The 13,849-nt window shown below is 57.3% G+C and carries 12 protein-coding genes; all 12 read left to right on the forward strand.

Going from position 1 to position 13,849, the window contains the following annotated elements; translation table 11 throughout:
* Positions 1-7 precede the first annotated feature (7 nt).
* The 12 genes from ACYAS9_RS05600 (at position 8) to fliE (ending at position 13,838) form a co-directional block, all read left to right on the forward strand.
* A complete protein-coding gene (locus ACYAS9_RS05600) occupies positions 8-742 on the forward strand; it encodes a cephalosporin hydroxylase family protein (protein WP_463567329.1) in 735 nt (244 codons plus the stop codon).
* Positions 743-800: 58 nt separating this feature from the next.
* Complete coding sequence (locus ACYAS9_RS05605; RefSeq protein WP_463567330.1) at positions 801-3,734, forward strand: glycosyltransferase family 2 protein; 2,934 nt, start codon at positions 801-803, stop codon at positions 3,732-3,734.
* Positions 3,735-3,972: 238 nt separating this feature from the next.
* Positions 3,973-4,899, forward strand: a complete 927-nt coding sequence (locus tag ACYAS9_RS05610; protein WP_463567331.1) for a ketoacyl-ACP synthase III — start codon at positions 3,973-3,975, stop codon at positions 4,897-4,899.
* Positions 4,900-5,220: 321 nt separating this feature from the next.
* Positions 5,221-6,072, forward strand: a complete 852-nt coding sequence (locus tag ACYAS9_RS05615; protein ID WP_463567332.1) for a flagellin domain-containing protein — start codon at positions 5,221-5,223, stop codon at positions 6,070-6,072.
* A gap of 73 nt (positions 6,073-6,145) precedes the next feature.
* Entirely contained in the window at positions 6,146-6,532 is a 387-nt protein-coding gene (locus ACYAS9_RS05620) for a flagellar protein FlaG (RefSeq protein ID WP_463567333.1), read from the forward strand.
* Between the two features lie 82 nt (positions 6,533-6,614).
* Positions 6,615-8,051, forward strand: a complete 1,437-nt coding sequence (gene fliD / locus ACYAS9_RS05625) for a flagellar filament capping protein FliD (protein ID WP_463567334.1) — start codon at positions 6,615-6,617, stop codon at positions 8,049-8,051.
* Positions 8,052-8,177: 126 nt separating this feature from the next.
* Positions 8,178-8,564: a flagellar export chaperone FliS gene (gene fliS, locus ACYAS9_RS05630; protein ID WP_463567335.1), complete on the forward strand. Its 387-nt coding sequence runs from the start codon at positions 8,178-8,180 to the stop codon at positions 8,562-8,564.
* 26 nt (positions 8,565-8,590) lie between these two features.
* Positions 8,591-8,884 carry a flagellar protein FliT gene (locus ACYAS9_RS05635; RefSeq protein WP_463567336.1) on the forward strand — a complete coding sequence of 98 codons (294 nt, stop codon included), beginning with the start codon at positions 8,591-8,593 and terminating at the stop codon, positions 8,882-8,884.
* Positions 8,885-9,051: 167 nt separating this feature from the next.
* Entirely contained in the window at positions 9,052-10,527 is a 1,476-nt protein-coding gene (gene fleQ, locus ACYAS9_RS05640; protein ID WP_463567337.1) for a transcriptional regulator FleQ, read from the forward strand.
* A 126-nt stretch (positions 10,528-10,653) separates the two neighbouring features.
* Positions 10,654-11,847 (forward strand): sensor histidine kinase, encoded by a 1,194-nt coding sequence (locus ACYAS9_RS05645; protein ID WP_463567339.1) that lies wholly within the window; start codon positions 10,654-10,656, stop codon positions 11,845-11,847.
* Positions 11,848-11,864: 17 nt separating this feature from the next.
* Positions 11,865-13,235, forward strand: a complete 1,371-nt coding sequence (locus tag ACYAS9_RS05650) for a sigma-54-dependent transcriptional regulator (protein WP_463567341.1) — start codon at positions 11,865-11,867, stop codon at positions 13,233-13,235.
* A 273-nt stretch (positions 13,236-13,508) separates the two neighbouring features.
* The gene (fliE, locus tag ACYAS9_RS05655; RefSeq protein WP_463567342.1) at positions 13,509-13,838 is read left to right on the forward strand and encodes a flagellar hook-basal body complex protein FliE; all 330 of its coding nucleotides are present in this window, start codon (positions 13,509-13,511) and stop codon (positions 13,836-13,838) included.
* Positions 13,839-13,849 lie beyond the last annotated feature (11 nt).

Here is a 13,849-nt window from a genome sequence, read left to right on the forward strand (position 1 = left end):
GTTGAACATGACCGGTACCCAGGCTCAAGAATTCGCAGCACAGAACGAAGCAGACATTAAGGCGCAGGGTGAAAACACCACGTTGCGTAATCTGGCCACTGATTTTTTCAATGAGTCGGCCAAGCATAAATACAGCTATCACTTCTCCTGGATGGGGAGGCCGATCATTCAGTTGCCCCAGGACATGGTGGCGATGCAGGAGATCATCTGGCAGTTCAAACCTGACTTGATCATCGAATGCGGCATCGCCCATGGCGGCTCGATCATTTACTACGCCTCGATTCTGGAGTTGCTCGGGCATGGCGAGGTGCTGGGTATCGATGTCGATATTCGTCCGCACAACCGTGAGGCGATCGAAAGTCATCCAATGTTCAAGCGTATCTCGATGATCGAAGGCTCCAGCATTGACCCGGCGATTGCCGCCCAGGTTGCGGCGCTGGCTGCCGGCAAGAAGGTCATTGTCGTTCTGGACTCCAATCACACTCATGAGCACGTGCTTGAAGAGCTGCGCCTGTACGCACCGTTGGTGACGGTAGGCAGTTATTGCGTGGTGATGGACACCGTGGTCGAAGACATGCCGGCCGACGCATTCCCGGACCGTCCGTGGGGACCGGGTGATAACCCAAAGACCGCCGTGTGGCAATACCTCAAGGAAAGCAGCGACTTTGAGATCGATCGGCGCGTGGACAACAAGTTGCTGTTGTCAGTCGCGCCGGACGGTTATCTGTTGCGGGTCAAGTAAACAACACTAATTCGATTGCCAGGCCGCCGGTACGACCTGCGGGGATGGGGAAGACAAGATGCCGCTGCAAACCGTGGATACTGCCGTAACGCCCTTGAATGAGCGCTTTACTCTGGTTGTGATCAGCCATAACCGCAGAGCCTTCCTGCGCCGTACGATGGAGTATTACCGTCACTTTGCCGGCAAGTTGCTGGTGCTGGACTCCTCAACTGAAGCTGATACGACGCTGGTCGAGGATTACCCTGGTATTGAGTATCACCATCTGGGGCACCTGTCCTATTTTGGTTTGCAGGAAAAACTGGCGTATGGCTCATCGGTGGTGACTACGCCATACATGTCGTTTGCTGCTGACGACGACTTCATGCTGCATGATGCGATGGTCGAGTGCGTCGACTTTCTCGATGCCAACCCCGATTACGGCATGTGCCACGGCTATGGTTTGATGTATCTGTGCCGTGCGACTGAAGTGCTGTATTACCGCCGCGACCTCAAGGTGCAGGAAGACTACGGTTCGGAGTTGGCTGCGCAACGTGTCATGGATTTCATGGGCCAGTTTTTGCCGCCGTTCTATGCGGTAACACGTACTGAGCTGTTGCGCAGCTGGCACCAGTCGATGCCGGCGGGTATGAGTTTCGAGTGGCAGGAAATCGGCCATGCGTTCTATCTGCTGGCCAGTGCCAAGGCGCGAATTCTCGACATTCCTTACATCGTCCGCGAAATCAACTATGGCGGTTCTGATCACAAGACTAACGTATTGACGGTACTGACTTTTCAGGACCAGAAGTCGGTGGCTGAGCGTGAGGCGTTCGCTGAGTTCCTGGCAGGGCTGAGCACCGGGCTTGATGTCCTGGACAAGCCACAGGCGATTCAGGTGGCGCTGGATAGTTTTGCCGCAATGTCCAACTGCCTGCTCACCGGCAAGTCACTCAAGGCAACCCGTATCTTCCGTTCGCAGTGGTCGCCACTGTCGTTTGAACCGGTGCGTTTGTTCGACCCGCATCAGTTTGTGGAAATGCCGTTCTATAACAAGCCATTGTTCGATTTGTTGACCGAGATCGAGTTTTTGCTGCATGTGATGCCGGCTGGGCGTCAGCAACTGATCGAGCTTGAAGGTGTGCTGGTCAAGCAACACGCATTGCTGCGTCAGTACCCGGACGATACTCATGACACTGTCAGAAGCCGTTTATGGCAGGCCTTGAACGGCTATCTATTTAACCCTGCGGTAGTTGATGCGTTGCTGCATAACCTGGAAACCTCCGGCAATGATGGCTACGCGCTGGAGATCGAGCAGGCAAGGGGTTGGCAGCGGCGTCTTGCGACCCTGAATGTGGCAGATCGCAAAGTACTGCTCGACAACACCCAGTCAGGGCGCTTGCTTGGCTGGCTGAGTGCCCGGACGCCAGACGCCCGGCAGGTCGCTACGGCTGGCCAGTTGATTCAGCAAAACGGTCCCCGTTTCGAGATATTGCTGCTGGATCTGGAAAACGACGCGGCGGGCCTGCAAACCACGTTTGATAGCCTGCTGGCCAGCAACTTCAGAGCCTTCAAGGTGGTGGTGTTTACTACTGGCGACCTGCCGGGCGGCACAACGCGTAAAGATACGGTGCATTTCGTTCAGGTCAGTCCTGATCATTACGTGGAGCGCCTCAATGAAATCGCCGCCAACTCGACGTCCGACTGGCTGCTGCTGGCCGAGGCCGGCGATGAGTTCACGGCCAGCGGCCTGTTGCGTGCAGCTCTGGAATTGAAGGATGCCGAAGGCTGTCGTGCGGTCGCGATGGATGAAGTGCATCGTCAGGAAGATGGCGCCCTGCGGGACATCTTCCGCCCTGGTTTCAACCTGGATCTGCTGCTGGGCGTGCCAGCGCTGATGGCACGTCACTGGTTGATTCACAAGGACACGCTGCTGGAGGCGGGTGGCTATAACTCCGAGTTTGACCAGGCGCTGGAATTCGATTTGTTGCTGCGCATTATCGAGCAGGGCGGCATGGCGGGGCTTGCGCATCTGCCTGAGCCATTGCTGATCTGCAAGGCCGCCAGGCTTGAGAGAAACGATCAGTATGCCCAGGCTTTGACTCGTCATCTTGAAGCGCGTGGTTACTCGGCTCAGGTGGCATCTTCCGAGTCGGGCACCTTGCAGGTCGATTATCGGCATGCCGAGCGTCCTCTGGTGTCGATTGTGCTGCCCAGCCAGGACAATTTCGAAGCTTTGCAACTGTGCCTGATCAGCGTTCTGCAACGCACCCGCTACCATCATCATGAGATTCTGATTGCCGACAATCACAGCCAGGATCCGAAGCTGCATGAATGGCTGGATCAACTTGAAGGCAAGGGCGAGCGCATCAAGGTGTTGCGCCGGCAACAGGCGGTCAGCCCGGCGACGCTGCTCAATCAGGCCAGTCAGCAGGCCCGCGGTGAGTATCTGCTGTTTCTGGCTGCCGACGCGCAAGTGGTCACCGCTAACTGGGTCGAGGCGTTGCTTAATCAGGCGCAGCGTCCTGAAGTCGGCGTGGTCGGTGGCAAGCTGGTAGATGAAAAGGGCGTCTGCACCCAGGCTGGCCTGATTCTTGGCTTCGATCAAGGTGTTGGTGTAGCTCTGGTTGGGGAGGCCAAGGACGCCAAAGGCTATATGCAGCGCTTGCAGGTCGAGCAGAATTTCACGGCAGTGTCCGGAATATGCATGATGGTGCGTAAAGAACTCTTCGATGCCGTGGACGGTTTCGATGACGTGCTGTTCGGTGAGCACTTTGCGGCGGTCGATTTGTGCCTGAAGCTTGATGCGGCGGGTTATCTGACGGTCTGGACACCACAGGCGCAAGTTCTGCACCACGGTGCATTGCCACAGGCCAAGTCTGAGCTCGAGGCGCTGCAAACTCAGTGGCCTGTACCTATGCAGCATGATCGCGCCTATAATCCGAACCATCGGCACGCTGGCAAGGCATTCGTATTGGGTGCTGCTCAGCCGGTAGAGTGGGATCAACTGTTGGTCTGACGCGTTATCAGCTTTACCGGGGCCACGAACAACAACGGTTGTTCGTGGCTTTGCTGTTTATAGAGCGGGTGAGTGTGTCGCGCCAGGCGTCGCGAGATGAAATTAAGCGTGACCTTCAGCTCGCGGCAAGCATCTTCACTGTATCGTATGAGGCGGACCAGGCCTCGTAGCCATCTTTTGAGTCACGTCTTTCGCGCATTGAAGGGCGTCGTTAACCGTTTACTACTGGGAAGCCACGATGATTGGCATAAAAAGCATAGCGAGTTACGTGCCCACCGAAGGCGTGGATAACTACGCTCAAGGTGCCAGGTTCGACAAGGATGAAGAGTTCATCCTCGGCAAGATCGGCTCGACCTTTCTGCCTCGCAAGGATGCCGCACAGGAAACCTCCGACCTGTGCGTGGAAGCCGTCAACAAACTGTTGGCCGGTAACCCTCAGTTATCGCGTGAAAGTATTGATGTGCTCATTGTCGTCACTCAGAACGGCGATGAAGAAGGGCTGCCGCACACGGCTGCCATCGTTCAGGACAAGCTGGGGCTGACTACCGCCGTGGCGGCGTTCGATATCTCGCTGGGCTGTTCGGGCTATGTGTATGGCCTGTATGCCATCAAGGGCTTCATGGAAGCCACCGGCCTGAAGAACGGAGTCCTGGTCACCGCCGACCCGTATTCGAAGATCGTCGACCCGAACGACCGCAACACCACCATGCTGTTTGGCGATGCCGCCACCGCAACCTGGATGGGCGAAGACGCCGCCTGGCTGCTGGGCAAGGCTAAATTCGGCACTGATGGTTCTGGCGCGCCGCATCTGAAAGTCAGTAACGGTGTGTTCTATATGAATGGCCGCCAGGTGTTCAACTTTGCCTTGCTCAAGGTGCCGGCACATTTGCACGAGCTATTGGACGATTCTGGTCTGACCGCCGACGACATCGATGCCTTCTGTATTCACCAGGGCAGTGCGGCCATCGTCGATGCCGTGGCGCGACGTTTTGAAGATCAGCCCGAGAAGTTCGTCAAGGACATGGTCGAGACCGGCAATACCGTGTCGTCGAGTATTGCGCTGCTGGTCGAAAAGCATGTACTGGGTTCTTCATGGAAGCGTGTGGCACTCAGTGGCTTCGGTGTAGGTTTGTCGTGGGGATCGGCGATCATTTACCGTCCTTGATATTGATCGGTTGCAATCGACGCCCGGGACCTGAGCCCGGGCGTTTTTATTTTTACTGACCGTTCGTCGTGGTCGCTCGCACAGAGTGCCTAGCCGTTCACATTTCAGTGCCTCTCAAAGGCGCCTCGCCACAGCTCTGCTCCTCGTTAAAGCTACGCTAAGGTCTTGTTTTACTTGGGTTGGCACCGAGCCACTAAAAAAATTAAAAAAAAACCTCAAGCAACGTGCCATGCCGACGATAACTATTACGAAGGTTCTCTAGGCACACCCGGCGCTTGCAGGGGCCGGAAGCCACAGCAAACAAACCACGAGGAATTCATCATGGCTTTAACAGTAAACACCAACGTTGCCTCCCTGAACGTGCAAAAGAACCTGGGCCGTGCCTCTGATGCGCTGTCGACTTCCATGACCCGTCTGTCTTCCGGCCTGAAAATCAACAGCGCCAAAGACGACGCTGCCGGCCTGCAGATCGCAACCCGCATGACTTCGCAGATCCGTGGCCAGACCATGGCGATCAAAAACGCCAACGACGGTATCTCCATCGCCCAGACCGCTGAAGGCGCGATGCAAGAGCAGACCAATATTCTGCAGCGTATGCGTGAACTGGCTGTTCAGTCCCGCAACGACAACAATAGTGAAGCTGACCGTGACGCCCTGAACAAAGAGTTCGCGGCCATGTCCGACGAACTGACCCGTATCGCTGAAAGTACCAACCTGAACGGCAAGAACCTGCTGGACGGCTCGGCTGCAACCATGACCTTCCAGGTCGGTTCGAACTCGGGTGCAAGCAACCAGATCACTCTGAGCCTGAGCGACTCTTTCGTAGCTTCGACTCTGGGTGTTGACTCGGCGACCATCGCGATCACCGGTTCCGACAGTGATACTGCTCAGGCAAGCTTCGAAGCAGCTATCTCTGCAATCGACTCGGCTCTGGACACCATCAACGCCAGCCGTGCCGACCTCGGTGCTGCACAGAACCGTCTGACCAGCACCATCTCCAACCTGCAGAACATCAACGAAAACGCCACCGCCGCTCTGGGTCGCGTACAAGACACCGACTTCGCAGCTGAAACTGCTCAGCTGACCAAGCAGCAGACTCTGCAACAGGCGTCGACTTCGGTCCTGGCTCAGGCCAACCAGCTGCCGTCCTCTGTACTGAAACTGCTTCAGTAATTTCGGCATGGACTCTAGCGGGAGGGTGCGGGTGCGTACCCTCTCGCTTTTTTACTTTCAGAGGTGACAAAACATGGATATGGGCATCAGGCTGAATGTGTCTTATCCGGTCGCCAAACCGGTAAGCGACTCTGTCGGCGTCGACAAGAGTGCTTCGGTCGATACGACCAAACCTGTGCGTGTCGTCGATGCATCGAGCAAAAGCGAAAGCAATAGCAATAGTGCCGGGCAGCAAGACGATAATCAGGTCAAGGCAGCGGCCGCAGAAATTCAGGACTTCTTTCAATCGGTCAAGCGCAATCTTGAGTTTTCGGTTGATGATCGTTCTGGCAAAGTAGTGGTCAAAGTCATTGCGAGCGATTCAGGTGAGGTGATTCGACAGATTCCCAACGAGGAAGTGTTGAAGCTGGCCGAAAGCCTGAGCGACGCAAGCAGTCTGTTGTTCAGCGCGAAAGCCTGATTGCAGACAACCCCATGTTGCTGGTTTTCATGTGCTTCACAAGAGCCGTAAAACCGGCAGCATTCAAGCAAGGAGATACATGATGGCGAGTCCAATCTCAACGTCGACCGGTCTGGGTTCGGGTCTGAATATTAGTGGCATCGTCACCGCTCTGGTGGACGCCGATAAGGCGGCCAAACAGAAGCAGATCACGACCGACACGACCAAGAATACGGCGTCATTGTCTGGCGTCAGTCAGCTGAAATCGGCACTGGCTGCGTTTCAGTCAACGCTGACGACCCTCGGCAACACGACAACTCCAGCTTTTCAGGGGTATGGTGCGAGCTCGAGCAATGAAGCGCTGGTCAAGGCGACGACCAATAATTCAGCGGTCGGCGGCATCTATTCGGTCAAAGTGAACCAGTTGGCGACGGGTTCGAAAGTGGCCACTGTAGCCCTTGACTCAACTCAGGCGAGTGCCATTCCGAGTGGGAACCTGACCATCACTCAAAATGGCATTGATACGGTCATCAAGATCGACGCCACCTCGACCCTGCAGCAGGTGCGCGACAAGATTAACTCCGATCTGCAGTTCAATACCAACGGCATCAGTGCAAACATTATTAACGATGCCAATGGTTCGCGTCTGGTATTCAGCTCCAGCAAGACTGGTGCAGGCATGGATATCAGCGTCAAGGGCGACAGCAGCATCGGTACGTTGCTGGACATCGATGGCACCAAAATGATGAGTGCCAGTGGTACTGCGACTAATCCGGGGGCCGGCGCGATCAGTGCTCTGGCTCAGGATGCCAAGTTCGAGATTGATGGTCTTGCCATAACCAGCTCGAAGAATACTGTCGAGAATGCCGTTTCCGGTTTGACCTTGAACCTGGTTGCTGCCGATAAAGACAAAGTTACGACTATTACCGTGGCCTCGAATACCGATGCTATCAGAACGTCATTGCAGAGCTTTGTTGATGCTTACAATACTGTGGTCACGCTGGTCGGTAACCTGACCAAGGGCTCTACGGCATCCGATGGTACCTTTGTGTCCGGTGCAATGACCGGTGATTCAACACCGCGCAATATTCTGGCAGCCATTCGCTCGCAAATCGCAACCTCGACCAGTACCAGCGGCCTGGGGTCTTTGGCGCAGCTGGGAATTACAACTCAGCGTGCCGACGGTAAGCTGGCGCTCGATAATGTTGCCTTCTCGACCGCTATGAATGACAAGAATCTCGGTGGTCAGATTCAGACCATGTTTACCGGCGATAACGGCCTGCTGGGTCGCATCGAGAAATCGCTTAAGCCGTTCACGGATACGGGTGCCATTCTGGCGCAAAAAGACACCAGCCTGAACAAGGTCAAGACGCGGCTTGCCAACGACCAGGAAGCGCTTGATCGTCGTGTCGCCACGCTGACCGAGACCCTGACCAAGAAATACAATGCCATGGACCTGGCAGTAGCGCAGCTCAAGGCAACTGCTTCGAGCATCACCTCGATCTTCGATGCGATCAACGCGCAGAAAAACGCGTCCTGATCCAGGCATTAAAGCTCGTAACAAAAGCCCGACCTCGCGTCGGGTTTTTGCATTAATGCTAAAGTTTTCCCACGCCACGTCGATAGCTTGGGTATCCAGAGTACGGATTTGCCAAGAGGTCCCCCTATGAATCCGATGTTAGCGTTGCGTCAGTACCAAAAAGTCGGCTCCCAGGCGCAGACGTCTGAAGCCAGTCCTCACCGTCTGGTGCAGATGCTGCTTGAAGGCGGTCTCGCCCGTATCGCCCAGGCCAAAGGCGCCATGGCGCGTAAAGAAATCGCCGGTAAGGGCATCCTCATCGGCAAAGCCATCGACATCATCGGTGGCCTGCGCGAGGGTCTCGACCTGGACAACTACGGCACCGATGCCCTGCGTAACCAGGACAACCTCTACGACTACATGATGAAGCGCCTGGCTGAAGCCAACGCGAAGAATGATGCGAAGATCCTTGATGAAGTCACCGATCTGCTGATCACTGTCAAAGAGGGCTGGGACGCTATCGCAGCGGCCTGATCCTACGCCTTCACAAGGAGCTTCCCATGAGCGCAGCACAGCGTATCGCAGAAACCCGCGAAGCCTTGGTCGAGGCTTTGGCTGAACGCGACTGGGAAGCCATCGGCAGGCTCGATCTGGCTTGCCGTGAATGCATCGAAACGGTAGCAGTCGACACCGCAGCCAATGAGCCTGACCTGCGCGACAATCTGGAAGAGCTGCTGAACGTCTATCGGCAGTTGATTGACGTTGCAATCGGCGAACGTCAGGCAATTGCCGATGAGATGTCGCAGCTCAACAGAGCGAAACAAGCCTCGAAAGTGTACGATTTGTTCGGCTGAAAATTTCTTGTCGGACAAGATTCACGCCATAAATTTGACTATGTCCGTTTTTTTGACTTAACTAGTGATGTTTTTTGTTGTCTGGCGTCTGATCAGATGTAACGGCTAAGATGCCAAGCTGCCCACGACCGATGGGCGTACAAGTTGACTAGGGAAGTTTCGATTGCATGTGGCGTGAAATCAAAATTCTGCTGATCGATGACGACAGCCAGCGTCGCCGCGACCTGGGCGTCATCATGAACTTCCTGGGCGAAGAAAACCTCTCCTGTTCCAGCCAAGACTGGCAGCAGGTGGTCGGTTCTTTGTCGTCTACCCGCGAGGTGTTGTGCGTCCTGATTGGCAATGTCAGTGCCGCGGGCAGTCTTCAGGGCTTGCTTAAGACCATCGCTGCATGGGATGAGTTCCTTCCTGTGTTGCTGATGGGCGAAAGTTCTTCTGTCGACCTGCCCGAAGACCTGCGCCGTCGCGTGCTGTCCAGCATTGATATGCCGCCCAGCTACAGCAAGCTGCTCGACTCTCTGCACCGTGCCCAGGTCTATCGTGAAATGTACGATCAGGCCCGTGAGCGCGGTCGTCATCGCGAGCCCAATCTGTTTCGCAGCCTGGTCGGCACCAGCCGTGCCATCCAGCATGTGCGGCAGATGATGCAGCAGGTGGCCGACACCGACGCCAGTGTCCTGATTCTTGGCGAGTCCGGGACCGGCAAGGAAGTGGTGGCGCGTAACCTGCACTACCATTCCAAACGTCGCGACGCGCCGTTTGTGCCGGTCAACTGTGGTGCCATTCCGGCAGAGCTGCTTGAAAGCGAGCTGTTCGGCCATGAAAAGGGCGCCTTCACCGGTGCGATCACCAGCCGTGCCGGGCGTTTCGAGCTGGCCAATGGCGGCACCCTGTTTCTTGACGAGATCGGCGACATGCCGTTGCCGATGCAGGTCAAGCTGTTGCGTGTTCTGCAAGAACGCACCTTCGAGCGGGTCGGCAGCAACAAGACCCAGAGCATCGATGTGCGGATTATTGCGGCCACGCACAAGAATCTTGAAAAGATGATCGAGGTCGGCAGCTTTCGCGAAGACCTTTATTATCGCCTGAACGTATTCCCTATCGAGATGGCGCCGCTGCGCGAGCGTGTCGAAGACATTCCGTTGCTGATGAACGAACTGATTTCGCGCATGGAACACGAAAAGCGCGGCTCTATCCGTTTCAATTCCGCCGCGATCATGTCGCTGTGCCGGCACGCCTGGCCGGGTAACGTCCGTGAGCTGGCCAACCTGGTCGAGCGCATGGCGATCATGCACCCGTATGGCGTGATCGGCGTTGCCGAGCTGCCGAAGAAATTCCGCTATGTCGAAGATGAAGACGAGCAGATGGTCGACAGCCTGCGCAGCGATCTGGAAGAGCGCGTGGCCATCAACGCGACTACGCCGAACTTTGCGTCCGGTGCGATGCTGCCGCCTGAAGGTCTGGACCTCAAGGACTACCTCGGTGGTCTGGAGCAGGGCCTTATCCAGCAAGCGCTGGACGACGCCAACGGTATCGTGGCGCGCGCCGCAGAACGCTTGCGCATTCGCCGCACGACCCTGGTCGAGAAAATGCGCAAATACGGCATGAGCCGTCGCGATGGTGATGAACAGGCAGATGATTGACGCTTTGCCTGTCGCGTAACCTGTGAAAACCTCCGATTCGTCGGAGGTTTTTTTTCGGCACGAGGATTGCTAAGTCTCTTTTCTACACGCCGTTTAATGACGGTTCGCCCAGCGAGAGAGAATTCAATGTCCCAGGCCGTGCAGATTTGCAACGAACTCCCGAGCCCGTCGGCGCCTTCACTGGAGCTGGAAAGCCGTCAGGGGCTTGAGCAGGCCTTTGCGTTGTTCAATCAGATGTCGGCGCAACTGACCGATTCCTACAGCTTGCTTGAGGCGCGGGTCAATGAGCTCAAGGGCGAGCTGGCCGAGGCAGGGGTTCAACGTATGCAGGAACTGGCGGAAAACGAGCGTCTGGCCTATCGCTTGCAGAACCTGCTGGATCTGCTGCCGGGCGGTGTGATTGTGATCGATGGCACGGGCGTGGTGCGTGAAGCCAACCCGGCGGCCCTGGATTTGCTGGGCGAACCTCTGGTCGGCGAGCTGTGGCGACAGGTCATCAGCCGTAGCTTTGCGCCGCGCAAGGACGACGGCCATGAAGTCTCGCTCAAGGACGGCCGCAGGGTGTCCATCGCCACTCGCTCGCTGGATGCCGAGCCTGGGCAACTGGTGTTGCTGACTGATTTGACGGAAACCCGTCGTTTGCAGGATCAGCTGTCGCGTCACGAGCGCTTGTCGTCGCTGGGCCGGATGGTCGCTTCGTTGGCGCATCAGATTCGTACGCCGCTGTCAGCGGCGATGATTTATGCCAGTCACTTGAGCGAGCAGGAGTTGCCGGTGCGGACCCAGCAGCGTTTCGCCTCGCGCCTCAAGGAGCGCCTGCACGAGCTGGAGCATCAGGTGCGCGACATGCTGGTGTTCGCGCGTGGCGAATTGCCTTTGACCGATCGGCTGAGCCCCGAGGCGCTGTTTCAAGCGTTGCAATCGGCGGCCCAGACCCATGTGCGTGAGGCAGCGGTGCGCTGGCAGTGCGACAGCGTCGACGGTGAGTTGCTGTGCAATCGCGACACGCTGGTCGGTGCGTTGCTCAACCTGATCGAAAATGCCGTGCAGGCCAGCAGTGGCGCGGCGCGGCTGAAAATTCACGCTTATCAATACGGCTCGATGCTGCGTGTGTGCATCAGCGACAGTGGCAGCGGTATCGAGGCGGCGGCACTGGCGCGTATTGGCGAGCCGTTCTTCACCACTAAAACCACCGGCACCGGCCTGGGTTCGGCGGTCGTCATGGCCGTGGCCCGGGCTCATCAGGGCAGTGTGCAATACCGCTCCCGAGTCGGGCGCGGCACGTGTGCGATTGTCAGCCTGCCGTTAATTCCTTCCTGAGCTCCCGGAGTACGTTGATGGCAAGCAGAATCCTGCTGGTCGAGGACGACCGTTCACTGCGCGAAGCGCTCGGCGATACGCTGGAGCTGGCCGGGCATGCCTATCATGCGGTGGGTTCGGCCGAAGATGCGCTGGCCGCCGCGGCTCAGGAGTCGTTCAGCCTGGTGATCAGTGACGTCAACATGCCGGGCATGGATGGTCACCAGTTACTGGCCGTGTTGCGTGCCAGGCATCCGCAATTGCCGGTGCTGTTGATGACCGCCTACGGCGCAGTAGAGCGCGCCGTGGAAGCCATGCGCCAAGGGGCGGTGGATTATCTGGTCAAGCCGTTTGAGCCTGCAGCCCTGCTGGCGCTGGTGTCGCGTCATGCCTTGGGGCGGCTTGAGCCTGCCGGGCGGAGCGGGCCGGTGGCGGTCGAGCTGGCCAGTATCCAGTTGCTGGAGCTGGCCAGTCGGGTGGCGAGAAGCGATTCCACCGTGCTGATCTCGGGCGAATCAGGCACCGGCAAAGAGGTGCTGGCGCGCTATATCCACCAGCACTCGCCGCGTGCGGACAAGCCGTTCATTGCCATCAACTGCGCCGCGATTCCGGACAATATGCTTGAAGCCACGCTGTTCGGGCATGAGAAGGGCTCGTTCACCGGCGCGGTTGCCGCGCAGGCGGGCAAATTCGAGCTGGCCGAGGGCGGCACGATCCTGCTCGACGAAATTTCCGAAATGCCGATGGGCCTGCAGGCCAAGCTGCTGCGCGTGTTGCAGGAGCGTGAGGTCGAGCGGGTCGGCGCGCGTCGGCCGATCAGCCTGGATATTCGTGTGCTGGCGACCACCAACCGCGATCTGCTGGGTGAAGTGACGGCAGGGCGTTTTCGCGAAGACTTGTACTATCGCTTGTCGGTATTCCCGCTGGCGTGGCAGCCGCTGCGTCAACGAACCGCCGATATTCTGCCGCTGGCCGAGCAGTTGCTGAGCAAGCACGTCAATAAAATGAAACACGCGCCGGTGCGGCTGTCTGCCGAGGCCCAGGCCTGTCTGGTGGCTTATGCCTGGCCTGGCAATGTGCGTGAGCTGGACAACGCTGTGCAGCGTGCCTTGATCCTGCAGCAGGGCGGGGTGATTCAGGCGCAGGATTTCTGTCTGGCAGGTCCGGTGCATTTCACGTCGCAGCCTGCGATTGTCGCCGTGCCGGAGCCGGTCGAGCCCGCCGGTGCGCTGGGTGAAGACCTGCGGCGGCGTGAGTTCCAGTTGATCATCGACACGTTGCGCAGTGAGCGCGGACGGCGCAAGGAGGCGGCCGAACGCCTGGGGATCAGCCCGCGTACGCTGCGCTACAAGCTGGCGCAAATGCGTGATGCCGGCATGGATGTCGAGGCCTATCTGTTTGCGACCTGAGGTTTGCAAGCTGAGGCTTGCGGGCTGATGGGTGGCCTCTGGTCTGCCTTTTTTGTGATCTGTGTCAAATTGTCGATACAACGAAACATCACATCGTTATCATGATGGCCAACGGATACAGCGGGAGCGGGTGGGCCTGCGCAGCCAGTGGACGAGCATCAATATGTCCGGTTGGTCGTGCGCTTGTACGTCACTGGCACTCTTGTTGCTATGACATTGTTATCCGTAGAAACCAGTGTCAAAAAATTGCGGGCCTTACGAGAGATAAAGTCCATGAGCCAAGGTGTTGAATTTAATCGCTTGATGTTGGATATGCGGGCCATGCAGACGCAAGCCATGGGCGGTTCCAAGCCCGTTGAAGGCGTGCAGGAAGTGGCCGGCAGCAACTTTGCCGACTTGCTGGGCCAGGCGATCAACAAGGTGGCCGACACCCAGGAAGCATCGAGCCAGATGGCCAATGCCTTTGAAATGGGCAAGAGCGGTGTCGATATCACCGACGTCATGATCTCGTCGCAGAAAGCCAGTGTGTCCTTCCAGGCATTGACCCAGGTGCGCAACAAGCTGGTTCAGGCTTATCAAGACATCATGCAGATGCCGGTTTAAGGGACGTACTG

This window comes from Pseudomonas sp. HP_08, from assembly GCF_055284095.1.

Excerpts from the sequence above, each read along its gene's own strand:
- ACYAS9_RS05600 (WP_463567329.1), top strand. The coding sequence starts at position 8 with ATGACCGGTACCCAGGCTCAAGAATTCGCAGCACAGAACGAAGCAGAC.
- ACYAS9_RS05605 (WP_463567330.1), top strand. The coding sequence starts at position 801 with ATGCCGCTGCAAACCGTGGATACTGCCGTAACGCCCTTGAATGAGCGC.
- ACYAS9_RS05610 (WP_463567331.1), top strand. The coding sequence starts at position 3,973 with ATGATTGGCATAAAAAGCATAGCGAGTTACGTGCCCACCGAAGGCGTG.
- ACYAS9_RS05615 (WP_463567332.1), top strand. The coding sequence starts at position 5,221 with ATGGCTTTAACAGTAAACACCAACGTTGCCTCCCTGAACGTGCAAAAG.
- ACYAS9_RS05620 (WP_463567333.1), top strand. The coding sequence starts at position 6,146 with ATGGATATGGGCATCAGGCTGAATGTGTCTTATCCGGTCGCCAAACCG.
- fliD (WP_463567334.1), top strand. The coding sequence starts at position 6,615 with ATGGCGAGTCCAATCTCAACGTCGACCGGTCTGGGTTCGGGTCTGAAT.
- fliS (WP_463567335.1), top strand. The coding sequence starts at position 8,178 with ATGAATCCGATGTTAGCGTTGCGTCAGTACCAAAAAGTCGGCTCCCAG.
- ACYAS9_RS05635 (WP_463567336.1), top strand. The coding sequence starts at position 8,591 with ATGAGCGCAGCACAGCGTATCGCAGAAACCCGCGAAGCCTTGGTCGAG.
- fleQ (WP_463567337.1), top strand. The coding sequence starts at position 9,052 with ATGTGGCGTGAAATCAAAATTCTGCTGATCGATGACGACAGCCAGCGT.
- ACYAS9_RS05645 (WP_463567339.1), top strand. The coding sequence starts at position 10,654 with ATGTCCCAGGCCGTGCAGATTTGCAACGAACTCCCGAGCCCGTCGGCG.
- ACYAS9_RS05650 (WP_463567341.1), top strand. The coding sequence starts at position 11,865 with ATGGCAAGCAGAATCCTGCTGGTCGAGGACGACCGTTCACTGCGCGAA.
- fliE (WP_463567342.1), top strand. The coding sequence starts at position 13,509 with ATGAGCCAAGGTGTTGAATTTAATCGCTTGATGTTGGATATGCGGGCC.